General features: G+C 53.7%; 20 protein-coding genes and 1 pseudogene. 13 read left to right on the plus strand and 8 right to left on the minus strand.

The genetic code is table 11. The features are described 5' to 3' along the window. Positions 1-1,372: 1,372 nt before the first annotated feature. A pseudogene (locus BM258_RS24730) lies at positions 1,373-1,834 on the plus strand (cell wall hydrolase); the annotation flags it as partial. A gap of 383 nt (positions 1,835-2,217) precedes the next feature. After that, on the plus strand, positions 2,218-4,203 hold the full coding sequence (locus BM258_RS07455) for a methyl-accepting chemotaxis protein (RefSeq protein ID WP_090070721.1): 1,986 nt from the start codon (positions 2,218-2,220) through the stop codon (positions 4,201-4,203). Positions 4,204-4,329: 126 nt separating this feature from the next. On the opposite strand, the gene BM258_RS25065 is transcribed toward BM258_RS07455, so the two are convergent. Then, entirely contained in the window at positions 4,330-4,575 is a 246-nt protein-coding gene (locus BM258_RS25065; protein ID WP_090070723.1) for an excalibur calcium-binding domain-containing protein, read from the minus strand. A gap of 78 nt (positions 4,576-4,653) precedes the next feature. Beyond that, positions 4,654-5,580 carry a uracil-DNA glycosylase gene (locus BM258_RS07465; protein ID WP_090070725.1) on the minus strand — a complete coding sequence of 309 codons (927 nt, stop codon included), beginning with the start codon at positions 5,578-5,580 and terminating at the stop codon, positions 4,654-4,656. 112 nt (positions 5,581-5,692) lie between these two features. On the opposite strand from BM258_RS07465, the gene BM258_RS07470 reads away from it, so the two are divergent. Genes BM258_RS07470 through BM258_RS24255 form a run of 3 tightly spaced genes read left to right on the plus strand, consistent with a single transcriptional unit; the run spans position 5,693 to position 7,670 of the window. Next, the gene (locus BM258_RS07470; protein ID WP_244544627.1) at positions 5,693-7,384 is read left to right on the plus strand and encodes an electron transfer flavoprotein-ubiquinone oxidoreductase; all 1,692 of its coding nucleotides are present in this window, start codon (positions 5,693-5,695) and stop codon (positions 7,382-7,384) included. A gap of 2 nt (positions 7,385-7,386) precedes the next feature. Then, a complete protein-coding gene (locus BM258_RS25070) occupies positions 7,387-7,527 on the plus strand; it encodes a 4Fe-4S dicluster domain-containing protein (RefSeq protein ID WP_210186689.1) in 141 nt (46 codons plus the stop codon). A gap of 2 nt (positions 7,528-7,529) precedes the next feature. Further along, positions 7,530-7,670, plus strand: a complete 141-nt coding sequence (locus BM258_RS24255; RefSeq protein WP_244544628.1) for a 4Fe-4S dicluster domain-containing protein — start codon at positions 7,530-7,532, stop codon at positions 7,668-7,670. A gap of 199 nt (positions 7,671-7,869) precedes the next feature. Here the strand turns inward: BM258_RS24255 and BM258_RS07485 are convergent, their stop codons facing one another. Together BM258_RS07485 and BM258_RS07490 are read right to left on the minus strand one after the other, a co-directional pair. Beyond that, the gene (locus BM258_RS07485) at positions 7,870-8,598 is read right to left on the minus strand and encodes a protein phosphatase CheZ (RefSeq protein WP_090070731.1); all 729 of its coding nucleotides are present in this window, start codon (positions 8,596-8,598) and stop codon (positions 7,870-7,872) included. A gap of 347 nt (positions 8,599-8,945) precedes the next feature. Then, positions 8,946-9,329, minus strand: a complete 384-nt coding sequence (locus BM258_RS07490) for a response regulator (protein WP_090070733.1) — start codon at positions 9,327-9,329, stop codon at positions 8,946-8,948. 681 nt (positions 9,330-10,010) lie between these two features. On the opposite strand from BM258_RS07490, the gene BM258_RS07495 reads away from it, so the two are divergent. After that, entirely contained in the window at positions 10,011-10,463 is a 453-nt protein-coding gene (locus tag BM258_RS07495; RefSeq protein ID WP_090070735.1) for a MaoC family dehydratase, read from the plus strand. A 236-nt stretch (positions 10,464-10,699) separates the two neighbouring features. Here BM258_RS07495 and BM258_RS07500 read toward each other — a convergent pair whose 3' ends face one another. Both BM258_RS07500 and BM258_RS07505 read right to left on the minus strand, forming a co-directional pair. Next, complete coding sequence (locus tag BM258_RS07500; RefSeq protein WP_090070737.1) at positions 10,700-11,314, minus strand: DJ-1/PfpI family protein; 615 nt, start codon at positions 11,312-11,314, stop codon at positions 10,700-10,702. Between the two features lie 31 nt (positions 11,315-11,345). Continuing rightward, positions 11,346-12,809 (minus strand): MATE family efflux transporter, encoded by a 1,464-nt coding sequence (locus BM258_RS07505; protein WP_090070739.1) that lies wholly within the window; start codon positions 12,807-12,809, stop codon positions 11,346-11,348. 583 nt (positions 12,810-13,392) lie between these two features. On the opposite strand from BM258_RS07505, the gene BM258_RS07510 reads away from it, so the two are divergent. Beyond that, entirely contained in the window at positions 13,393-13,920 is a 528-nt protein-coding gene (locus tag BM258_RS07510; RefSeq protein ID WP_090070741.1) for a hypothetical protein, read from the plus strand. 226 nt (positions 13,921-14,146) lie between these two features. Beyond that, positions 14,147-15,139, plus strand: a complete 993-nt coding sequence (locus tag BM258_RS07515) for a bifunctional riboflavin kinase/FAD synthetase (RefSeq protein WP_090070744.1) — start codon at positions 14,147-14,149, stop codon at positions 15,137-15,139. Between the two features lie 107 nt (positions 15,140-15,246). On the opposite strand, the gene BM258_RS07520 is transcribed toward BM258_RS07515, so the two are convergent. Continuing rightward, the gene (locus BM258_RS07520) at positions 15,247-16,101 is read right to left on the minus strand and encodes an N-acetylmuramoyl-L-alanine amidase (RefSeq protein ID WP_090070746.1); all 855 of its coding nucleotides are present in this window, start codon (positions 16,099-16,101) and stop codon (positions 15,247-15,249) included. Between the two features lie 612 nt (positions 16,102-16,713). On the opposite strand from BM258_RS07520, the gene ileS reads away from it, so the two are divergent. The 4 genes from ileS to BM258_RS07540 all read left to right on the plus strand — a co-directional run bounded on the left by ileS (position 16,714) and on the right by BM258_RS07540 (position 22,884). Further along, complete coding sequence (gene ileS, locus BM258_RS07525; RefSeq protein WP_090070748.1) at positions 16,714-19,632, plus strand: isoleucine--tRNA ligase; 2,919 nt, start codon at positions 16,714-16,716, stop codon at positions 19,630-19,632. A 115-nt stretch (positions 19,633-19,747) separates the two neighbouring features. Further along, positions 19,748-20,284, plus strand: coding sequence for a signal peptidase II (gene lspA, locus BM258_RS07530; RefSeq protein ID WP_244544629.1), 537 nt, complete (start codon positions 19,748-19,750; stop codon positions 20,282-20,284). Positions 20,285-20,475: 191 nt separating this feature from the next. Continuing rightward, the gene (locus BM258_RS07535) at positions 20,476-21,264 is read left to right on the plus strand and encodes a hypothetical protein (RefSeq protein WP_090070752.1); all 789 of its coding nucleotides are present in this window, start codon (positions 20,476-20,478) and stop codon (positions 21,262-21,264) included. 555 nt (positions 21,265-21,819) lie between these two features. Then, positions 21,820-22,884, plus strand: a complete 1,065-nt coding sequence (locus BM258_RS07540) for a porin (protein WP_175527976.1) — start codon at positions 21,820-21,822, stop codon at positions 22,882-22,884. A gap of 197 nt (positions 22,885-23,081) precedes the next feature. Here the strand turns inward: BM258_RS07540 and BM258_RS07545 are convergent, their stop codons facing one another. Then, positions 23,082-23,903, minus strand: a complete 822-nt coding sequence (locus BM258_RS07545; RefSeq protein ID WP_090070756.1) for an SOS response-associated peptidase — start codon at positions 23,901-23,903, stop codon at positions 23,082-23,084. A 305-nt stretch (positions 23,904-24,208) separates the two neighbouring features. On the opposite strand from BM258_RS07545, the gene BM258_RS07550 reads away from it, so the two are divergent. After that, positions 24,209-24,718 (plus strand): hypothetical protein, encoded by a 510-nt coding sequence (locus BM258_RS07550; RefSeq protein WP_090070758.1) that lies wholly within the window; start codon positions 24,209-24,211, stop codon positions 24,716-24,718. Positions 24,719-24,759 lie beyond the last annotated feature (41 nt).

Below are 24,759 nucleotides of genomic sequence, written 5' to 3' on the forward strand. Positions count from 1 at the left end.
ACGCTTTACCGGCTATTTACCGTCGAGCGTGTCGTTAACGCTCTCTCAAGGTTAATGGTGCATTATTCTCTCTTGAACCGGTCAGTTCGCCGGTTGTTCTGCGTGCGCGGTCCCGTTTGCGAGTATCACCGGGATACGCGATAGAGTGTAATAGTTGCGTTGTGTAATTGGTGACAGAATGTCGAAATCCCTACTGGGCCAGAAGAGCCTTGGTCTGACCACCTGTCTGATGATAAGCACCGGTCTGGTCCTTTCTTTCACTCAATCTCTCGACGAGGACAGATCTGCAGCCGTTTCACTGGCTGACCTGCGCGAGCAGGGCTGGACCGGAGAGATATTCACCCAGACAACCACTCCGGAGCAGGCTGTGGCGCGCCTGAAGGCAAGCACACAGCCCACCATTCCCCCGGTTCCTAAGGCGTTGAGTGCTGCGAGGCAGTTTAATAAGGGCACCTACATCCAGATGTCCGAGCCTTCCGGCAAGGACAAGCTGCTCAAAACGCGTGAAACCTATCAAATAGCCAAATATTCCGATTTGGAGGAAACCTTCAACGTCAACAATGACGGCAAGGGGGATCGCCGCCGCCGTTGGTCATTCGAACCTTTCAAGGTTTCCCATGGTCGGCGCGACATCGCCATGAACTGGTCCGGCTCGGTTTGGCATATGGCCAGCCCGATGGCCGAGGAAAGCAACGACGCCCTGCCCAAACTGGTTTTTGCGCCAGCTGACGATTTGCGTCTGGTGATGGCGGATGCCCACCAATTCCTGAAGACGGAGACCATCACTACAGGTCCGGCTATCATGGTCGCTCAGAATGGCGTTGCAGATCCGGCCATGCAGGACACCGATCCAATGGTTACAGGCTCGACTGCCATGGCCTATGCACCGACCGGGGACAGCACCGAAGCGCCGTTTGAAGCCATTCTGACAGAACAGCGCAAGGGGGCTATCAGCGAGGACAATCAAGTCACCGTGCTTGATGCCATCGACGATCTCAACTCCGTGGACGAGAACGAAGCAGCTGAAGAAGAAACCACTCAGGCACCTGTGCTTGCTTCCATTGCCCCGATCAATGCCCTGCCCCGCGTGCGCGTTCCCTTCTCCGGTTCATCGGATGACAGCAGCCAGAATGCCAAGGTCAGCAAGCCGCTTGATATTTCGCCCATTGTTGCAGAAGCCGAAAAGCGAGAACAGCAGGTGGCCGACTCAAAGGATGAGGAAGACATTCCTCCAACTCTGGCTCTCAGCCGCGAGCGCCACGCCGAGTTGAAGCTCGCCAGGCTTGCTGATGATGACAAGGAAGAAAAGACCAAGAAGAAATCTCGTTGGGCGAGCTGGTTCAACTTCTCCAGCAAGAAAGCCAAGATTGACGCACGGGGCGAGCACGCCTGGGTGACGAACAAACTGCCAAAATCGTCCTATACGAAAAAGCAGAAGACCTGCCTTGCCAATGCAATCTATTTCGAAAGTCGCTCCGAGCCGGAAGATGGTCAGATCGCTGTGGGCCAAGTGGTCTTGAACAGGGTCAAGAACCCGGCCTATCCAAACTCTATCTGTGGTGTGGTCTACCAGAACCAGCATAAGCGCAATGCCTGCCAGTTTTCCTTTGCCTGTGATGGCATTCCAGATCGTGTCCGCTCCAAGAAGGCATGGGAACTTGCTCAGAAGCTGGCTGATGAAGTCGTGAATGAAGAGGTCTGGCTCAAATCCGTTGGTTCTTCCACGCACTATCACGCCACCTATGTGCATCCCAAATGGGCGCGCACCATGAAGAAGCGCAAGAAAATCGGCTTGCATATCTTCTACAAGACTTATGGTGGCGGCTGGAGCTGATTACGCGCTTAGAATTGGCCCCACACCAAGTCGCGGGCACATTGCATTGCATATTCGGAAAAGCGGGTCTTTTGAGGCCCGCTTTTTTAGTTGACCTGTGACAAGAAATCGCACTGGTGGCTGCACATGGGCAATTCGGAATTTTTATAAAATTTGCATTTTTTTGTGGCGATAGAATAAAGTTGCAATACAACTATAACAAATCAAAGCACAACTATTTGTAGTTTTCACAATGCTAACGAAGAAATATATTCCAACAATGACCCAATTCGGGAATACATTATAATATTCCTATTTGTGTCGTAAATTATTTTTTTAGATCCTTCTGACAATATGCAACCCGATCCACGTCTCTCGAATTTTCACAATAGTTCGGTGTTCCCATGTTTAAGAAGTCCGCTCGGTTTCTCAAATTTTCTCAATCGTTGAAAATTTCCCATCGCATCATTGCCCTGACAGTCGTTTGTTTGCTGGGTGTCGTGATCCTCGGTACGACCAACTATGTTGGTTCGAATATGCGTACTGCAGCCATCAAGGAAGGGGAAGTCGCCAATTCCATCAAGGATATTGTGCAGCAGGTCAACCTGTCGGTTCTGAACATGCGCAGCAACGCCAGCTCCTTCCAGACCGTAAATGACCGCAAATTTGCCGTCCGCTTCGATCTGGCTTACGAGGATGCCGTCAACCTGCTCGACCAGATCAACGAGGTCGACATCTACGGCACGACCAACGAATCCGTCGCAGAATTGCGAGAGGCACTGGCAGACGATCAGAAGAGCTTTCACAAGATCGTAGAAAAGACCAAGGAAATCGGCTTTTCCGATTATAGCGGAATGCGTGGTGAGCTGAACGCGATTGCATCGGATGTTGACAAAACCATCCGCAACACACGAAGCCAGCAATTGCTGGTGCTTCAGCTCGAGATGCGCCATCTGGAAAAGGACTATCTGAAAACAGGTGCGGCCGACATCCTTTCCGATCTGAAAGACAAGCAGAAGGAAATGAACAACACGCTGGCGACCGCGATGTTGTCTTCAGAGGTGCGTGCGTCCATTACCAAGGATGTGACAAGCTACACCGAGACGATCAGTAACATTCAGACAGCCAACAATGATCTCTTCAGAATGACTGCAGAGATGAACTCGCTCTATAACACCATGTCGTTCAAATTCGCGACCATTCGCGAGCTGGCTAACAAAAGCAGCGAACAGGCAGAGCACAAACTGAGCCAGATCGACAAGCAGGTCACGCTGATCTTCATCTCCACCCTGTTTGGATCTGCTGTTCTGACCATTCTGTTGGCCTTCTTCCTTGGTCGCAGCATCGTCGTACCAATCCGCAATATTATCAGTTCCATGAACAATCTGGCAGAAGGGGACAGACAGTCAGAAATTCCTTATGCCGGTCTACGCAACGAAATTGGTGATATTGCGAAAGCTGTGGAAGTCTTCCGCCAGAATGCAATCGAGCGTGAACGTCTGAAAACGACCACCGAGAAAGAACAGGAAGAACGACTGCGTCGTCAGCAGCGCATGGAAGAGCTTATCGAACAGTTCCGAGAACTGGCTCAGCATGCCATGCAGGCCGTTGCCAACAAGACCAAGGGCATGGAAGAAATCGCCAGCACCCTATCTGCCAACTCCACCCAGACCTCAACGCAGGCAGACACCGTGGAACGGTCTTCCAATGAGGCTCAGGAGCATTTTCAGGCTGTGGCTGCCGCTGCAGAACAGCTTACTGCTTCGATCAACGAAATCGGCCGTCAGACCGAAAGCTCCTCAACAGTCATCCAGAAGGCCGTCAGCACTGCTACGGCAGCCGATCAGAAGATCTCCAGTCTGGCTAATGCGGCTCAGCAGGTTGGCGAAGTGGTGACGATGATTCAGAATATTGCCGAGCAGACCAATCTACTTGCCCTGAACGCCACAATCGAGGCTGCTCGCGCTGGCGAAGCGGGCCGCGGCTTCGCTGTTGTGGCTGCTGAAGTCAAAGAGCTGGCAAACCAGACCAGCAAGGCGACCGAAGAAATCTCAGGGCAGATTTCAGCCATTCAATCTGAAACCAATGATGCGGTTGAAGCCATCCGCGCCATCACCCAGACAATGACCGAAGTCGGCTCAACCTCGAACACCATTGCAGCCGCCGTCGAAGAACAGGGCAGCGCAACGGAGAATATCAGTGAGAATGTCCAGCGCGCTGCCGCTGGCGCAGCTAACATTACCGAAAATATCGGCAGCGTGGCAGAAGCTGCAAGCGCCAACTTGGACTCGGCCCAGAGTGTTTTGACTGTTTCCCATGAGATGCTGCAACAGACCGACGAATTGCAGACGCTGGTCAATCAATTCCTCGATGATGTCGCTGCGGCGTAATGCCATTTCATAACGACAAACAAAAAGGCCGTGCCGGAGCGTTCCGACACGGCCTTTTTCTATTTCAAACAAGCTCACTGATATTGTAAAACAGGAGTGCGAAGCCCAAAAAGCAGCGCTTCGCAATCACTTCCCTGCAGCCAATCTCTCTTTATATTGCTTCATGGTTTTGCCGCACAGTTTTTCGCACGGAATCCCATCCCTGTCCCTATCTCGCGCTTTGTGACCGCACACTTTTAGAAAATAGGTCGCTTCTTTGCAGCTTTTCATCTGCGTGCAGGTTTTCTTCGGCGTACAGCTCTGGGCATGGGCCGTCGTTTGCACAATGGCCAAAGCGACAAAAACAATCAGTAGCCGAATAACAAGAGACATTCTGGAATGCTATCACAGAGCCCATTGCTAAAAAAGCGACAGGCGCACAAAGCTGATCTAGATCGAACCAATTATGCTTCAGCGAAGCGATTCCAATTTTGCGACCACTTCCAGCAGATCTTGCCAGGCTGCGCGCTTTTGCGCCGGGGTGCGCAGTAGGAAGGCCGGATGCAAAGTGGGCATGGCGGGAATATCGCGTTTTGGCTTGTCTTGCCCGCCGATAGAATAAGTCTGCCAGCGCCCACGCAGGCGCATGATGCCATCCTTGCTGCCGAGCAATTGCTGGGCAGATGTGCCCCCCAGAAAGACCAAAATCTTGGGATTGACCAGTTCGATATGCCGATGAATGAAGGGCTGCATCAGGTTTTGTTCATCAAGGCTCGGCTTGCGGTTGCCCGGTGGACGCCATGGCAGAATGTTGGTGATGTAACTGCTGCTGCGATCCATATTGATAGCCGCCATCATCTTGTCTAGCAGTTGCCCTGCCCGACCGACAAAAGGCACACCTTGCAAATCCTCGTCCCGCCCCGGCGCTTCGCCGATGAACATGACGTCTGCATTGGGGTTGCCATCTCCGAATACAAGATTTTTCGCGGAGAATTTCAGACTGCAGCCTTCAAAGGATGCCAGTGTTTGGCGCAATTGATCCAGACTGCTGGCCTGCAGCGCCAGTGCTCTTGCGTTTTCAACGGCGCCCTGTGCATTGGTGGGCAATCCCCCCGGCGCTCCGGCGGCCGAAGCATTGTGCGATGCAGCATTGGACGAAGGATGGGATTGATTGCCCGCACCCGCTGGCGTAGATCTATTAGTAGGACTTTGAGGGGAAAAAGGCCGGTTTTGTTGAGAATCCTGCGCTGGTCGCGCTTTCTGGCGCGCTTGGGCCTGTCGCAGGCTTTCAGCAAAGCGATCTTGCGGCGCAGCATCAACAGCACAATCCACGCCCATCGCCTCGTACCAGTCGAGGAGGGCTTTCAGATCATGAGATGTTGTCACCACGTTATGCATATTGAACACTTGGATTCGGGCTACTTTTTCCGCTAATGATACTCCTTATAGGGCCAACTGCGATAAGTGTCGATAGAAAGCCTTTCGACCGTATAATGAAAAGGACCTTCACATGACAGAGTCGAACGGAACTGAAGTGAGCGAACTTCCTGAACGCGAAAGCATGGAATTCGACGTGGTGATCGTTGGTGCAGGGCCTGCCGGGCTGTCTGCCGCCATTCGCATCAAGCAACAGGCAGCCGAGAAGAATGAAGACATTTCGGTAGTGGTTCTGGAAAAGGGCTCGGAAGTGGGCGCGCATATTCTTTCCGGCGCGGTGATTGATCCGGTGGCACTCAGTCGCCTTATCCCCGACTGGAAAGAAGATGAAAGCTGCCCGGTGAAAGTGGCTGTCAAGAAAGACAAGTTCCGCCTGCTCGGACCTGCCGGCGCGATCGGGCTTCCCGGCTTCATCATGCCGCCGCTGATGCATAACCACGGCAACTATATCATTTCTCTTGGCAATCTGTGCCGCTGGCTGGCCGAAAAGGCCGAAGAGATGGGCGTGGAAGTCTATCCCGGTTTTGCCGCCGCAGAATTGCTCTATGACGACAAGGGCGCGTTGCGCGGGGTCGCCACCGGTGACATGGGCCTTGGCAAGGATGGCCAGCCCAAGGACACTTACATGCGCGGCATGGAGCTTTTGGGCAAATATACATTCATCAGCGAAGGCGTGCGCGGGTCGCTGGCCAAGCAGTTGATTGCCAAATATGCCCTGGACAACGATTGCGATGTGCCGAAGTTCGGCCTTGGCATCAAGGAAATATGGGAAGTCGATCCGGCCAAGCATCAGGAAGGTCTGATCGAACACACCTTCGGCTGGCCACTGGACAGCTCCACAGGCGGCGGCTCCTTCCTCTATCACATGGAAGACAATCAGGTTGCCGTAGGTCTTGTGGTCTATCTCAACTACAAGAACCCGTATCTTTCCCCGTTTGAAGAATTCCAGCGCTTCAAGACCCATCCGACAGTCCAGCCACTGTTTGAAGGGGGCAAGCGCCTTTCCTATGGCGCCCGCTGTATCGCCGAAGGCGGCTATCAGTCCGTGCCGCGCCTCACCTTCCCCGGTGGAGCGCTGATCGGATGTGCGGCAGGCTTTGTCAATGTTCCGCGCATCAAGGGCATTCATAATGCCATGGATTCGGGCATATTTGCAGCAAACGCCGTTGTTAATGCCTTGATTGAAGGACGCGCCAATGACGAGCTTGTCACCTTCGAGGAAAGCTGGCGCAAGGGCCCGATTGGCAAGGATCTGTTCAAGGTACGCAACGTCAAGCCACTTTGGGCCAAACTGGGTCTGTTTCTCGGCGTCGGCCTTGGTGGTCTCGACATGTGGACCAACACACTGTTCGGATTCTCATTCTTTGGCACACTGGCTCATGGCAAAACGGACGCGAAGGCCACCCTGCCCTCAGCCCAGTGCAAACCAATCGACTATCCCAAACCGGATGGCGCTATCACCTTTGATCGCCTGAGTTCGGTTTATCTCTCGGGTGCCAACCACGAGGAAGATCAACCTTGCCATCTGGTGGTTGCCGACGAGGCCCTGCAGAAAAGTTCCGAGCATGATGTCTATGCCGGTCTTTCCCAGCGCTTCTGTCCGGCGGCGGTTTATGAATGGGATGAAAGCGGCGATGAGCCGAGCTATGTCATCAACGCCGCCAACTGCGTCCATTGCAAGACTTGTGACATCAAGGACCCGAACGGCAACATTACATGGACCGTACCGGAAGGCGGTGGAGGGCCAACTTATCCGAACATGTAAGGATGTCACAATTCCTTTTGCCGATAAGCTTATCTCGCGGGCGAGCCTCGCGAGGCTTATCTGGTGACATCAAGGACCCGAACGGCAACATTACATGGACCGCACCGGAAGGTGGCGGCGGGCCGACATACCCCAATATGTAAGGATGTCACAATCCCTTTTGCCGATAAGCTTATCTCGCGGGCGAGCCTCGCGAGGCTTATCTGGTGACATCAAGGACCCGAACGGCAACATTACATGGACCGCACCGGAAGGTGGCGGCGGGCCGACTTATCCGAACATGTAATGGTCCATGCTTTCCTGACGATAGGCTTCTCATGCGGGAACCCCGCATGGCCTATCTGATGACCGCCCCAGAAGGCGGAGGCGGACCGACATACCCAAATATGTGATGGTATCTCTGCTTTTGCACAAAGAAAAAGCCGAGCTTGTTGCCCGGCTTTGCAAGTCTTACCTGAAATCATAGCCTGCGAAGCGCAGGCTGCCTAGCCGAACAGGGCGTCAATATCGTCCTGACTGCTGTCTTCTTCGTCCTTCAGTTTTTTATTGCTGAAGTCCAGATCTGCCAACATGGCATCCACTTCGTCCTGTTCAACCCCTTCGCCAGCATGCTGCGGACCATGAAGGATTAATTCGCGTTTGCGACGATCTTCATCGGATTCAACTTCGTCATAGCTGGCATCCTCCAAATCCGTCATTTTCATGCGCTCAACGAAAGTGGTGACCCGTTTGTCGATCACATTGAGAGCATGCACGACCTTGGAGATACGCTGGCCCGTAATATCCTGGAAGGAACAAGCCTCGAAAATCTCGATGACCTTGTCATTGACCAACGCCTGATAAGCCTCAGAGTCGCTTGGATCAGCGCCCATGATTTCTTCAGCGGAGGACATGATGATGTTTGTTGCATTTTCCGTCGCTTCGACGACGGCGTCCAGTTCGCGCCCGGCATCTGGGATGGCGGCATGACGCATTTGCGAAGGTCGCAAGGCGGCAATTTCATCTTTCATGGATGAAATTTCAGTCGCGATGGACGTGAATTCTTCATACAGGGTCTTGTCCATGGCTTGCAAATAGGAATCAAGGCTGTTCGCCATGACCTCTGCCAGAGCCATGATGTCATTAAGAGAGACGGCTTCTCCCTTGTTCTTTTCTAGAAAAGCAACGAGTTGTGCGACTTTTTCTGCACTTAGCTGTTCTGCTTCTGCTGCCATTTCATCTTCCCCTTGGGTCTGATTTCAGAAATTTGACCGACTTGATCGCCTTATCATTTCAAATTGTTTCTGCAACCACATCGCTCAAAGCGCCTATATGTTTTATTTCCCGTCAGAGGCGAGATTTGCGGTAGGCGCTCCCGTAGACCGCGGGAGAAACCCTGCGGCGAAGTCCCCTGTCATCATTTTCAAGGGGGAATCGGGTGGCTTTTGGCACTCATTGCTTAAAGCCCAATGTCTAGCCGAGGAGCTTGCCGGGCATGAAGCCCGGCACTGCGGCCCAACCAAACAATCATCATCCTGCATTCCTCTTCCCTTTCGGGAGGATAGCAATGCGAGTGATCGACCTAGCTATCGAAGACAGCGTCAATCTTGGTTTTGAGCGTTGCGGCGTTGAATGGCTTCACGATGTAGTTGTTTACACCGGCCTTCTTGGCTGCAATCACGTTTTCGGTCTTGGATTCGGCTGTCACCATGATGAACGGTGTCTTGGACAGGGAATCGCTTGCGCGAACCTGCTTGAGAAGCTCGTAACCGGTCATTGGCTCCATATTCCAGTCGGAAATGACAAGGCCATAACGGCGATCCTGCATTTTCGCCAGAGCTTCGGTTCCATCAGCAGCATCATCTACATCTTCAAAACCAAGCTGCTTGAGCAGGTTCTTGATGATGCGGATCATGGTTTTATAGTCATCGACTACCAGTACCGGCATAGAAAGATCGAGGGCCATTTGTTTACTCCAAACTCACACTGCATTACCGCCTTTATCAGCGGAATTTTCGACTTTTCAGACTGTTGGTTTTTTGTGCTCGGGAATTCTGAGTTCCCTGACATGGTGAGCAGACTATCTCAAGGGTTTAAAAAAGCGGTTAACTGGCAAAAGGCGGGGTAAGTCCAAATTCCTAACAAACAGCCTGTTTTGTTAGGAAATCATCGAAATTTGCTTCAATATTTACCTAGCTGCAGTATTTTATTCAGCCTTTACTAACCTTTATATCGATTAACCATAAAGAGACCGGTTTGATCACAGCCCTGAGGTCCGATTTGGGCCTGCGCGTCTTGACACGGCTCCCCAATACAGGTGGGCAGGTGCACTTCATCGCTCTTGGTAAAAGTAACAAGCATGAGAATGCTTCAGCTTCCAACTGTCTCTCTTTCCCTCTTTTCTCCCACTTTGGCTCAATAGACCTATGCCGTGTTGACGTCAGCGCGTTTGTTGCACATGCTCAATTATGCTGCATTGCAAAATTTCGCGGCCGGATGTAGACCTCTTCCAAAAGGGATTTTTACCAAGGGCCAAGAATAGGTCCATGGCACAGTGTTGACAGAGTGACTGCAGACGGTGTGTGGAATGAACAGGGAAATGAGCCACCGGGGGATTATGGCTCAAATGGCCAGGGGAGGACGAAGAATGACCGCACCGCTTGAAGGCGTCGCACCACGGACAATCTATTATGAGGATATGCAGATCGGGCAGCAGGAAAGCTTGATCCATACGGTAACGGAAAGTGATATTTCAGCTTTTGCCGATCTGACCGGTGACCACAACCCTATTCATATAGACAAGGCTCATGGCGCAGCTAGCCGATTTGGCAGCAACATAGCGCACGGTATCTACACCGCCAGTCTGCTCTCTGCCATTCTGGGTATGCGCCTTCCCGGGCCTGGTTCGATCTATGTCTCCCAGACGCTACAGTTCAAGGCACCGGTTCGTCCGGGCGACACGGTGACGGTCACAGCCACTGTGAAGGACCTGCAAGACAAGGGCCGCCGCGTTACGCTTGATTGCGCTGCCGAAGTGGATGGCCTTGCCGTGATGTCCGGGGAGGCCGTTGTCATGGCGCCCAAGAAGCCGACGGCCTGATTAATCCAGCCAATCTTTCTTACAGCTTTTTCTGGCCGCGTCTTTGCGCGGTGGCTTCCGGACATGCGTTTTTGATCATCCTCCCACTAGGAGGATAGTGTGCCCACGATAGAAAGCGTTTTCCCTGAAGCTTGCCTGAGTTTTCTTGCGACCCAGTCGTTTAGAAACTCAGGCCTCTTTTTATGCGCTCGCATATACGGGTAGCACGAGCCTGAAGGCGTTGCCATTATGGCAAGCTATGCAATAGAGAGACCGGTGCGCGTCCAGTCGAAATCCATTTGCCGCGAGGTCCTCTTTGCCAGTTCCTCAGAGCCAAGACGCGCCACCATTTGCAGGGCCATATCGATGCCGGCGGAAATGCCTGCCGAGCTGATCAATGCCCCATCTTCCACCCAGCGTACATTCCGAGCGCAGTCAATGGCAGGGTAGCGTTCGCGAAAATCGGGAATGTCTTCCCAATGGGTGGTCATTGTCTTGCCGGAGCAGCAGCCCGCTTCAGCCAGAATGAAGGCCCCGGTGCAAACCGATGCAAGCAGGGAAACCTTTGGGGCCTCGGTTTTGACCCAGCCCAGCAGTTGATCATCATCAAGCAGCGGCTCATGCACCCCACCGGGCACAAGTAGGATGTCCAGAGCAGGATGAGAGGCAAAATCGTGATCCGGCAACACCCTGTAGTTCGCCCGCGCATGCACCGGCTGCAAGCTTGAAGCAATAAGCAGGGGTGAATAGGCAAAGGTCTCACCATCCTTTTCGGCCACCCGCCGCGCGGTCGTAAAAACCTCGAAGGGCCCCGAAAAGTCCAGCACCTCAACGCCTTCATAAAGAAGGATACCGATATACCGTTCCTGCATTTGCTTCTCCCCTGTTTGCCAAATCGCTGCTCTAGCTCAGTTCTGGAACCTCCAAAACCACTCTGTTTGAAAATTTGACCAGCCCTAAGCGCTCACGATTAACGAAGCGATAAGTCAGCGATGCAGCCGTAATGGCAAGGCCGGACGCCAGCCCCAACCAGATCCCCTCGCCTTCCCAGCCCAGAATGAAGCCGCAGAAATAGGAGATAGGCAAGCCGCAAACCCAATAGCCCACAATGGCAATCAGCATTGGCACATTCGTGTCACTCAACCCGCGCAAGGCTCCTGCCATCGTGGCCTGAAGACCATCGACCAACTGGAACAGACCGGCATAGGCCAGATAGCTAACAGCCAGCGCGAAGGGCACGCTGTTGGCAGCAACAGTCGGATCCAGATAGAGGCCGACGAGAAAATGCGGGAACAGCAAGAAGCTGGCGCAGCTGATCGAGTTGAACAGCGCCGAGATCAGCACAGACACCCAGCCCGCCCGGTGGATGCCTTCAAGGCAGCGCGCGCCATAAGCAAGTCCGGTGCGTACCGTTGTCGCCTGACTAAGACCAAGAGGCACCATGAAGGCCAGAGAGGCCAGCTGCACGGCAACCGTATGTGCGGCCAGCGCATCGGTGCCGATCCAGCCCATGAGGAACACAGCGGCAGCAAACAGCCCCACTTCCACCATCACCATCAGGCCGATGGGAATACCAATGCGGAACAGCTCGAAAAAGCGTGGCCAGTCCGGCTTCCAGAAGCGCGCGAGCAGGTCGTATTTGCGATAGCTCTTTTTGAAAACCACATAGAGTGCCAGAAAGATGAAGACAAAGGTCTGCACAACAGAGGTGGAGATACCAGCGCCAGCCAGACCGAGCGCAGGAAAGCCGAACTTGCCGAACATCAGCAGGTAGTTGCCTGCGAAATTGACAAAGAAGCTCGCGATGGTCGTCACCAGAATGATGCGGGTTTCGCTATGGGCCGTCACCACAGACCGCAGGGCAACAAAGCCCAGCGAGGGGAACACGCCGATGGCAGCAAAATTCAAATATCTGGCGGCCTCGGCGGACAGGCCGGGCATCTGGCCACCAAGAGCGTAAATATGCTGGCTCTGATAGAGCAAAATCATAATCAGGATCGAGATGACAAACGCCACCCATATGCCCTGACGGGCAGAGCGGCGCACAGAGGTATAGTCCTTCGCGCCAATTGCCTGCGCAACCATGGGGCTCACGGCAGACAGGGCCCCGATACCGAAGACGACAACCGGATGCAGAAGCGCAGCAGCCAGCGAGCCAGCAGCCAGTGCCTCACGCCCCAGCCACCCCATCATGATCACATCGGTGATCTGAAGGGAGAATTGCGCCAACTGCGCCAGAACAAGCGGCCAGGCGAGCGCCAGCGTGGCCGCGATTTCCTCGCGCCAGGAAATAGGCGTTCCCTGTTTTACGGTGGTTTGGTCAGAGACCGGGCTCTGTCCATCCAGCACCGGTGGCTGGTCTTGCATGCTATCACCAGAATTATGAAAATGGTCCGGTCCCCAAAAATCGGGATTTGCAGGCCACTCTGGGGGCATTGATCCGCCATGCCTATTTTCGGCCCCATAACAGGGGCTTAAAATGAGAGCCTGACGGTGCGCCATAAGCGTTCCCCACCGAACCGGATTGTTGATCGGACCGGCACCCTAGCCTCGCCGCTCGCATAAGTATAGTGTGAATCTTGCCTCATGGTGCTTTTCCCTTAGGTGCCCCGCCTGTTGCTGCCAAAGCCAGATCATACTGCGTTGGTTTTGGCATCCAGATAACGGTCCCATTTTGGCTCCTCACTCCTTTTAGGGACACTCACCCACATTTTAGGGTCTGGCAACGCCCGCAGCGGCTTTTGATCCGGACTGACGAAAAAGAACTGGTCACAGCTCCGGTCCCGTTATAAAACGGGGCACGCACGCATTGTTTTTGCATTTCCAACGACGGGGTCATTTCAGACCGATTTTTCGGGCACATTTTTACAGTGTCTCTCTTTGCGGTTTGGCTCTTGTCTTTCGGATTGAGTATCCGCCTGCCCTTCCACGCGTACCTTGAGAGGTTGTCATGATTGACTTCAAGACCGCATCCCTGCCCGCCCTGTTTCTGCTGACCGCACTTGCCGGTTGCCGCTCTGTAACAATGGGGATGGATGAGATCGGCGATATGCTGCCGTCCAGCGAAGGGGTCTCCGGCGAAGTGCAGTGGGATTTTGCAGCAACAAATGGCGATGTTGTGCTGGTGGGGCTGCAAGATGGCGCAGGCATACTCAAGGAAACCAGAGTGATCCCGACCCCGGGTGTCAAACATGTTGATTTTGACCTATCCGTCACCAAGAATGACCGAACCAAATGTGCGTCTCGCGGCTCCTGCCGTTATTCGGCGCAGCTGGTGTCCGGAGACAATGTCAAAGCCAGTGGATTTGCCTATTACACCCCCACATCACACCCGACCATTCTGCTGAACAGCGTAGGCTCTGCAGCGCATGGTGCAATGACAGCATCAGGCCAAGCCATAGCGGCACAGCAACCACAAGCCACGCAAGGCGGACAGGCTGTGACTCGCCAAACCTTGCCAAAGCCGGTCTATCGATGACGTAAAGATCATTTCCGTCATGAAGCCCTGACAAGAGAAGGTCATGCCATGAAGCACGAAACTCTCTTGATGTGGATTGTCCGGGCTCTATATTAACGAGAGTTCTTGACCTCATCCACGAGGTTGGGCACCCTCCCGCCAAACCTTTTACGCATATCCATCTGGCTATGCTCGACTATTTTCAACCCTGCCGGTCTTTTCGCCGGTTACAAGGAGTTGCCTTAAAATGATGACCCCAGCCGCGTCCTTTGTTGACATCCGATATCCTGAGCAGCCTTTGCCGGATTCGCTCAGAGGCGGCGTTGTTGCGATTGGCAATTTCGATGGCATGCATCGCGGGCATCAGGCCGTGTTGGAAGATGCCGTCAAGGAAGCGCGCGCCTCTGGCCTCAAGGCCGTGATGCTGACCTTTGAACCTCACCCGCGCACCCTGTTCCGGCCCAACTATCCGGTCTTTCGCCTCACCCCCCACGAGGAAAAAGCGATGATCGCGCGGGCGCTCGGGCTCGATGGCATGGTGTCTCTGACCTTTGATGCGGCCTTTGCCAGCCAGTCTCCGGACCTGTTCATCACCGACATGCTGATCGACAAGCTTGATGCCAAGAAGGCCATTGCAGGCTATGACTTCCATTTCGGCAAGGATCGCACGGGCACGCCAGACTTTCTGCAGGAAAAAGGCGAAGCGTTGGGCATCGGCGTTACCATCGTCGATATGAAAACCGATCGTTCTGGCGATGCCGTATCCTCGACCCGCATCCGGCAGGCACTGGAAGACGGCGCGGTCGCTCCGGCCAACCGGTTGCTGGGCTATCGCCATTTCTTTTCTGGCGTGGTGGTCCACGGTGCCAAGAATGGCCGCAAGCTTGGCTATCCGACGGCCAACATGACCCTGCCGGACAACAGCCGCCTGCGCGAAGGGGTGTATGCGGTCAAGTTTGTTCGCTCCGATGGCTCTCAGCATGATGGTGTCGCCAGCTTTGGCCGTCGCCCGATGTTTGACAATGGCCCCCGCGTGTTCGAGGTGCATGTCTTTGACTTCGACGACAATCTTTATGATGAAGACGTGCGGGTCGTGCTCTATTCCTATTTGCGCGAGGAAATGAAATTCGATGGTCTTGAGGCTCTGATCAACCAGATGGATGCAGACAGCGTTCAGGCGCGAGCCATTCTGCGCTATGCCGAACCGCTCTCGGAAGTAGAAAGCCGGATTTGGGACTAGTCCAACCGCGCGCGGTTTGGGCTAAGGTTTCCCAACATGACATTATAAAAGAGGCTCAATCCGGAGCCTCTTTTTTGTTTGTGGTCATTTTATTGCGATCAGGCGCTCTAATCCAGATCGATCAGAGTGCCGTTAACCCAGCCTTGCTGATCGCCAGCGTCTACTAGATGCCACAGTTCGGCATGGCCCAGCGGCTTGTAATGGCCCGAGCGGATGATGGTCAGAGGCGTTCCTTTCTCAAGCACGCGAATGACATTGTCCGCATAGGAAGGCCAGCGTCGCAGATTGGCGTCGGCAATCACCATTGGGCCACCCTGCTCGCCCTTGGCTCCGAGCAGCGCATTGCGCAAGGGCTCAAGTGGAAAGAGCGGGTTTGGATCGATCTTGCGCCCGGGCGCAATCTCCCAATGGCCCGCTATGAAGGAGAGCTGATATTTTTCAATGAGGCTCTGGGCGATCGCCGTCACCGTTCTAATCTGGGCGGCGGAATAATCCAGCCACCAGCCTTTGCCATGGGCGCGACTGGCAGCAAAGGCAAAGTGAAGGCCATCGGTTCCATCACGATAATCGCCCTTGAACCAAGGCTGAATGGAACCATCACGCAGCTTGTTGCATCTGCCCAGATTGACCATCTCGATGCCGAAGGCAAAGGCGTTAACGCCTTCTTCGCCGCGATAGCAGCTCTTGCCTGCATGCCATGCACGACGATTGAAGGCCACCTGCTGGGTCACCGAGCCATCCCGCTCGATGGTGAGATGGGCAGATGCCTTGGCCTCGGGTTTGAGAAACCAGTTGACCGCATTGCCCTTTTCAAGCCGACCGGCCGTGTCATGCAGAATGATGCCGCGCGGCGAGAAATCACCAGACTGATTGGGCGAGCGCTCAAAGGGCACCGGCGCCTCATTGGCACAGAGCATATGGTTGCGGATTGTGTAGGCAGAGTGCGGAGAAATATCGAACATGGATGGTCCTTCCTTGTTGTTGATGCATCACCCTGCGGGCTTGGAGAGCATTGCCAGCAGGAAGCATGGCCACAGGGTCGCATGGCTTTCACGAAGGGGGACCGGGGGGATTTGTCGAGCATCTCTATGCCGCGTTATGATTGCGCAAGGGTGCAAAGGGCCGACGAGGGAGAGCCGCGCGCCCGAAGCTGAATTTTTCAGGAAAGTAACGCTCTGGGGGGGCTTGTACTTGGCTCGGGCTTGAATTAATGTCGCGCGCGAGAAAAAGGCAACCGAGATGCTTATGAGACATGCCCTGCGCATGAAACCAGATATGAGATTTGCCACGTTACGGTATTTCGCACCACCCGCCCGAGGCTGTATTGGGCCGATAGCCAGTCGAATTACTGGCCCGGCCTTCGTGTGACTGGCGCAACTGACGCGCCCACGAGGGACCGGGACGACCACGAGGCCGGGCTGCCTTTCTGCTGCCTGATGCCTTTTCCCACGAATTCAATAGCTTGACCGATCCGGACCAAGCCGCAAACCATATGCCCAAGGCATATTCCTCCCCGCGGCTTTTGCTCTCAAAGAGCCTGTCACGATGGCCGAGCTTCACGGAAGTGATAGATAATGACTGAAGAACGCGATTATTCCGAAACGCTTTATTTGCCCAAGACCGACTTTCCCATGCGTGCGGGGCTGCCCAAGAATGAGCCAAAGATCCTGAAACGCTGGGAGGACATGAATCTCTACAAAGCCCTGCGTGAACGCTCTGCTGGCCGCGAGAAATATGTGCTGCATGACGGCCCTCCCTATGCCAACGGCAACCTGCATATTGGTCATGCGCTCAACAAGATCCTCAAGGACCTCATCACCCGCTCGTTCCAGATGCGCGGCTATGATTCCAACTATGTTCCCGGCTGGGATTGCCACGGTCTGCCGATTGAGTGGAAGATCGAGGAAAAATATCGCAAGAAGGGCAAGAACAAGGATGCCGTGCCAGTCAAGGAATTCCGTCAGGAATGCCGCGAATTCGCACAGCACTGGATCGGCGTTCAGTCTGACGAATTCAAGCGTCTTGGCGTGGTGGGTGATTTCGAGACCCCATATCGCACCATGACCTTCGATGCAGAAGCCCGCATCGCCAACGAATTGATGAAATTCGCCATGTCTGGCCAGCTCTTCCAGGGCTCCAAGCCGGTCATGTGGTCCATCGTCGAGAAAACCGCTCTGGCAGAGGCCGAAGTGGAATATCACGACCACACCTCCTTCACCATCTGGGTGCGCTTCCCAATCACGGGTCTGCACGGCACTGTCGATCCGGACAAGATGGATGATCTGCTGGATGCGGATGTGGTGATCTGGACCACCACGCCATGGACTATCCCGGGCAACCGCGCAATCTGCTTTAACCCATCCATCAGCTACGGCCTTTATGAGATCACCGAAGCGGCCGATGATAACTGGGGCAAGGTTGGCGACAAGCTGATCATGGCTGATACGCTGGCAGCCGAAGTCTTCAAGGCCGCCCGTGTGGATGGCTACGAACGCAAGTTCGATGTCGATCCATCCCAGATTTCCGAATGCGCCCATCCGTTCGCCGAAGAAGAAGGCGCCGACGGCTATTATGATTTCGACGTTCCGATGCTGCCGGGTGACCATGTGACCGAAGAAGCCGGTACCGGCTTTGTCCATACGGCTCCAGGCCATGGCGCCGATGACTATGAGGTCTTTGTTGCCAACCGCGAACGCTTTGAAGAATGCGGCACGCCGGAAATCCCGCATACCGTGATGGAAGACGGTGCTTACTTCCCGCATGTGCCATTGTTCCAAGGCAACTATATTCTCAACCGCAAAGGCGGCGAAGGCACCACCAACGGAGCCGTCATCGACAAACTGGTTGAAGTGGGCTCCCTGCTCGCACGCGGCAAGATCAAGCATAGCTACCCGCACAGCTGGCGCTCCAAGGCGCCGCTCATCTTCCGCAACACGCCGCAATGGTTCATTGCCATGGATCGCAACATCGATGGCGAAGGCGATACTCTGCGCAAGCGTGCCCTTAATGCGATTGATGCCACCCGCTTTGTTCCGAAATCCGGCCAGACCCGTCTGCGCTCGATGATCGAAACCCGCCCGGACTGGGTTATCTCCCGTCAGCGCGCATGGGGTGTGCCGATCACCATCTTCATCAAGAAGGATGATCCGACGGTTGTTCTGCAGGATAGCTCTGTCAACAGCCGTATCTTTGATGCTTTCATGAAGGAAGGCGCAGATGCATGGTTCGCCGATGACGCCAAAGAGCGCTTCCTCGGGGCAGACTATGACGCTGAAGAATGGACGCAGGTGACTGACATTCTGGACGTTTGGTTTGACTCTGGCTCAACCCATGCTTTCTGTCTGGAACAGCGTGGCGACATGAAATGGCCTGCCGATCTGTATCTGGAAGGCTCCGACCAGCATCGCGGCTGGTTCCATTCCTCGCTGCTGGAAAGCTGCGGCACACGCGGTCGTGCGCCTTATGATGCGGTTCTCACCCATGGCTTCACCATGGATGAACAGGGCCGAAAGATGTCCAAATCCATCGGCAACACCATCGCGCCACAGGATATCATCAAGCAATATGGTGCTGATATCCTGCGTATGTGGGTGGCCAGTGCCGACTATTCGGACGATCAGCGCATCGGGCCGGAAATCCTCAAGACCATCGCCGATGCCTATCGCAAGATGCGCAACACCATCCGTTGGATGCTGGGCTCTCTGGCCCATTTCGATGGCACCGAGATTGCTCCTTCCGATATGCCTGAACTGGAGCGGCTGATGCTGCACCGGATCCATGAGCTGGATCACATGGTCAGGGACGCCTATGACAATTTCGACTTCAAGCGCATCATGCATGAACTCAACTATTTCATGGGTATCGAGCTTTCAGCCTTCTATTTCGATGTGCGCAAGGATGCTCTTTATTGTGATGCACCAAGCTCCATGCGCCGCAAAGCAGCGCTCTATGTCATCCATGAGCTGTTCATTCATTTGACAGCTTGGCTTGCCCCGATCCTTCCATTCACCATGGAAGAAACATGGCAGAGCCGCTATCCGAATGCAGATGATTCGGTACACTTCCGTCAGTTCCCGGACGTTCCGGGCGACTGGAAAGATGATGAGTTGGCTGCCAAGTGGGATAAAGTGAAAGCGCTGCGCCGCGTTGTCACCGGGGCACTTGAAGTCGAGCGCCGGGAAAAGCGCATCGGGTCTTCATTGGAAGCAGCTCCGAAGGTCTATGTCTCAGATGAGGCCATTCTCAAAGCGATGGACGGCATCGATCTGGCCGAAATCTCCATCACGTCGCAGGCCGAGTTGATCAAGGGCGAAGCGCCTGAAGGGGCCTTCACCATTGAAGAGGTGGCTGGTGTAGGTGTTGTTCCGGCTCTGGCAGAAGGCAAGAAATGTCAGCGCAGCTGGAAGATCCTGCCCGAAGTTGGCACGGATCCGGCTTATCCAGACCTGTCGCTTCGCGATGCAGCAGCCATCCGCGAAATTGATGCCGCCTAACGGCCGCATTTAGAGCTATAGTGAAGCCGGGGTCTGGCGCTGTCCGGACCCCGGCTTTTCTTTACAGGCCCGAAAGCGGGCTGGATGTGGGTCCAACATGGTTTGGAGAACAGGCTTGTCTGCACGGTCTTTGGGATATCTCGTTGCCTTGATTGGCTTTGTCGTTGATCAGGCGTTCAAGCTCTGGATGCTTTTCGGCTTCCAGATCGATGCGGTCATGCGTTTCGAAGGGCCAGTCAGAATCACGCCATTTTTTGATTTGGTGCTTGTCTGGAACCGAGGCATCTCCTACGGCCTGTTTCAGCAGGATGATGATCTTGGCCGCTATATGCTTATTGGTCTTGCGGGCATCGCTGCCATTGCGCTGGGCATCTGGATCTGGAAAAGTCATGACAAGCTGACGACCCTTGCCCTCGGCCTTATCATGGGCGGCGCTCTTGGCAATGGCCTTGACCGCATTCTTCATGGCGCCGTGGTAGACCTGTTTCATTTTCACGTAGGAAGCTTCAGCTGGTATATTTTCAATCTGGCTGACGTCTGGATCGTTGTCGGGGCGGCTCTTCTGGTTCTGGAGAGTCTGTTTGGCGGGCGGAAAGCAGGAAAGCTGAAAAAAGCGCCCGATTCCAGCCGCAAAGATGCCGCAAATGAATGATTAGTGGCAAAAGCAGCAATATTTCCAGCAATCCGGGGCATTTGTCTTTGCCCAAAGACAAGCTTCTCTTGATCTACGGCCCCATTAGGAAGTATGTCTAAATCTAATTGGCACATTTTTAACGATGTGCCCGAGGTGGTTTGCGTAAGAGCATTCATGAGAATGCCCGAATATCAAAAGGCGAGATCGTCATGACAGTCAGCAGGTGCAAGGACATTTTCCTTTCCGGTGCCGAAACTTTCAAAAGCCGTGCGGCTCAGCCTTCAGGCCTGATTGCCATGGTCATGCTGGGGACCCTCAGCATGGGGCTTTCAGCATGTTCAGGGATTTCCTCTTCAACCTATGGCACCGGCGAAACCCACGAGCGGGAGTTGCTGGACGATGTCACAGGTTTGCTGGGCGCTCTGCCCAACGACAAGAAGCGCCAGACAATCGACTATTCCGCGCGCGCTGGGCTTGTTTTGCCCCCAGAAGGCGCGCCTCTGCCAACGCCTGACGATGGAAAACGCCTGCCCGCCTATGCGCAAGCTGACTGGCCGCAGGACCCTGACAAACTGCGCGAGATCTATAATGAGCGCATGGAAAATATGAGCGACGAAGAACGCGCGCAATTGCTGGAAGCCATTCGTCGTCTACCGCCGGAACAGCGTGATTCCATTATCAAGAACAACACCGCCTCTGCCAACTTTGCTCGACAGATCAAAGAACCTGATTATAGCAAAGGACCAGTCAGTCCTGCTGAGTTGAAAGAATATGATAGGCAGGTCAAGGAGCGTCTTGCCCTGATCCGAGCCCAGAAGCATGGAGAAAAAGGCAAACGAACCTATCTGACCCAGCCGCCAGAGCGCTTTACCGATGTAACCCCAGAGGTGGCATCGCAGATGGAACAGCTCAAGCAGCAGGAAAATTCAGGCAAAAAGAAACGCTTCTTCTCGCGTATCTGGCCATTCGGCAAGAAAGATTCAGATTCGGACTCGTAACGAACCTGTCTTCATCGCTCACTCTTAATTATAAAACGGCCGCCTCTGCACCAGCAGGAGCGGCCGTTTTTATTAGGGTTACAAATGGGCGGAATCATCCACTTCATCAATGCAACTCGCGTCTATTTGACAGAATCGATTCCCTATTGACCAGCTAAACAGCTTCGAATCCGGTTTTCTTAGTCCCTGCTTGATGCATTTTGTGCTCCGAACGCGTGGATTTTGAGTCCCCTGACGCCAGATTCCGGATCGAACCACCCGGATAAAATTCCTATTTGCCATTTCATTGCCCACTACAAACGCTCAAAAAGCACGAGAATACACATAAATCCCGTTAAGAATTCAGTAACGAATTGGCAGAAATCCGGGGCATAGAGCGTATTTTGTGTTTTTTGTGCAACAGTCCTCGCAAAGTGATCTCAGCGAAGACGAGAGTCGATTGAACCCGCCGGAGAAACGAGTATTGTCAATCTTGTCGCAAGCAGTGAACTACAGTTCTGACTGGACTGGTCACTGCAAAAATATTTTTTTGTTATGACAATGAAGGTCAGAAACATGAACATCAAGAGCCTCATCCTTGGCTCCGCAGCTGCTTTGGTAGCTGGCGGTGCAGCACAGGCAGCAGACCTGCCAGTAGCAGAACCAGTAGATTACGTTAAAGTATGCGATGCATACGGCGCTGGTTACTTCTTCATCCCAGGTACCGATACCTGCCTGAAGATCTCTGGTAAAGTTGAATTCGGCATCCAGAACGGCTTCGTTGACTACCGTGGCGTACAGCGCAACACTGTAGACGAAGTTAGCTACTACACCGAAACCACCATCGCTTTCGATGCTAAAGAAGAAACCGAATTCGGTACTCTTGCTGCTCACATCGAATATGATGACAACGTAGGTGCTGGCGCAACTTCTGGTGCAAACGCTGCATTCGATAAAGCTTACCTGCAGCTCGGCGGCCTGTATGCTGGTCTGACCGACTCCATCGTCGACTTCAACGCTGGCCTGTACTATGATGACTTCGGCATCGGTCACGGTGACCTGCAGACCATTGGTTATGTTGCTTCCCTGGGTAACGGCGTATCCGCTACCATCGCTCTGGAAGAATACAACGGCACCGGCATTGCTGGCCTCGCTGGCATGACCGCTCCTTCCCTCGCTGCTCGCTTGGCTGTTAAGCAGGGCTGGGGTTCTGCAAACGTAGCTGGTGCTGTATACCAGTCTCGTTACTGGAACGGCGCTTTCTCTGCTGACGTTGGCTACATCATCGGTGGTGAAGCTTCCTTCAACCTGATGGAAGGCCTGACCTTCGGTATCGCTGGTGGCTATGAAGATGGCTACACCAACGACGGCCTGGGCAACACCTGGAGCAAATGGGCTGTTAACGGTGGCTTCGAATACGCCTTCGCTGACAACCTGGTATTCGGTGTTGACGCTGGTTACGTTGATTTCGACGAAGCAGCTTACAAAACCTGGGGTACTTCCGCTCAGATCACCTACACCCCAGTTGCTAATCTCGAAATTGGCGCTCGTGTAGGTTACGAAAAAACTGACTTCGACGCAGCAGCTGCAACTGACTGGGACGACGTAGCAGGCAAACTGTACCTGAAACGTTCTTTCTAATCTAAGCTTAGCTTAGACTTGAAGTCCTCGAATTCTGGGCCCGAGAGAGATTTCTTTCGGGCCCTTTGTCATTTGAGGAGTAACGGATGATTTGGCTGTTGGAAACAGCCTGCCTTCATCGTAGCTCCCAATGATAGCGCAGTCGAGAAACGGGCCGAGCCCGTCTTGTTATCAATGCCAGTCCCGGCTTCTATCTGTCAAAATAGATCCAACTGCGCATCTTCTTCAGGCTGTCCTTTTGGATTTTTCTGCCCCTCCTCCGCCTTGGAAGCCTTTGCTTTGCTCACTTTGATGCTATCGCGTGCCGAGATCACCTGCTCGGCGTTTCCCTGAGGGGTCTTTAACGGTTCCACCAAGGATGCATCATCAATGTTTGGATTATTGACGCGATTGGAAACAGGGTAAGCCATCAGATCATCTGGTGGAGCACTCCTAAGTAACGGGCGCGCTTCATTAAAACGACCGGAACGGGTGTTCAACCACGTATCATGGTCATCAGGTGGAATGATGAGGGGCAACCTCTCGGAAATCGTGCGAAAAGGCTGCTTTGCTGGCGCAGTCAACAACGCGAGCCCATCAAACTCCTCGCCATTGGGACCCATCCATGTTTCCCAGATACCAGCAAGCGCAAACAGGCCCTCATTGTCACGCCGGAAGAAATGCGGTATCCCCTCGCCGCTCTCCTTTTGCCGTTGCCATTCATAAAAGCCGGTCACAGGCACAAGACATCTGCGGTATCGAATTGCGTTTTTGAAGGAAGGCTTCTTCTCGACAGTTTCCATGCGAGCGGTGCTGATTTGCGTGAAATCACGCGGATCTTTTACCCAATCGGGCACAAAAGTCCATTTCATCAGCCGAGCGGTGCGTTTGCCATATTCATGGGTGATTGTCAGAACCGGAGTGCTCGGTGCGACGTTATGTCTAGGCGGCATTTTGTGCAAACCGGGCAAAAGCTCCGCTACACCGAAAAATTTAATCAATTCAATCTCTTCTGCCACAAGATGCAGTCTACCAGTCATGATTGTCCAATTCGATTTCTTCTAAAGGGTTTGCTAAATCTTTATCCTGTTTCATCTTTTTCACCGACCTCAGGCCACGTCAAGTATTTGGAAACTATAGCACCTTATGGTTAAGTTGGACCGTCTTTGAGAACCGCTTACTGCATGTATGCGGCAACATTGAGCGGGGATTGAATGTCTTGCACACTGCCGTGACACTTGCGGTAATTGGCATGAAGATATCACTCCCCAGTTGCCCATAAAGCTGTTTTCGCAGACTGGTCGCGTCGCCTGAATGCCAATGAAGTTGCGTTGAGAGTCACCCGATGTCAGAAATGTCTACCCTTCCTGATGCGAATTTGTTGCTGGACGCCAACATCAATCCATCGACATTGCTTGCTACTGACTATCTCAACCATTTCAATGAAGTGCTGATGCTGATCGAGATGCTGTCAGCCATGCCCGAATGCGCCGAGGATATCGTTGCCTGGCGCCCCATGGGCTATGCGGACTATTTCCAGCAATCAACCTTCAAAGAAAAACAACTCGCCATTTCCCTTTACGATTCAGTGCCGCCGGCAGTCCGTGACCAACTCGAGTCGCTGGTGCATGAGATCGATGTCAAGATTGAAGGGCTGATCGAACGCATCGTGGATCTGAATGGCGATCTCTCAAACGAGTTTCTCGATAGTGTCGCCTTCATGGCTTCCACTGAAGTGCGGCCTCTCATTGATCGCGTCAGTGCATTGATCAACGATACAGCCAATGCAACCGACTGGATGCTGGCCATCGATCACCCGACCGCGCAGGACGAGGTCGACCGTCTGTTCGACTAGCCCGATACGGGCCAATCCCTGTGTAGGCGTGTTTGACCGCC

This window comes from Cohaesibacter marisflavi, assembly GCF_900115225.1.
Classification (GTDB): Bacteria; Pseudomonadota; Alphaproteobacteria; order Rhizobiales; family Cohaesibacteraceae; genus Cohaesibacter; species Cohaesibacter marisflavi.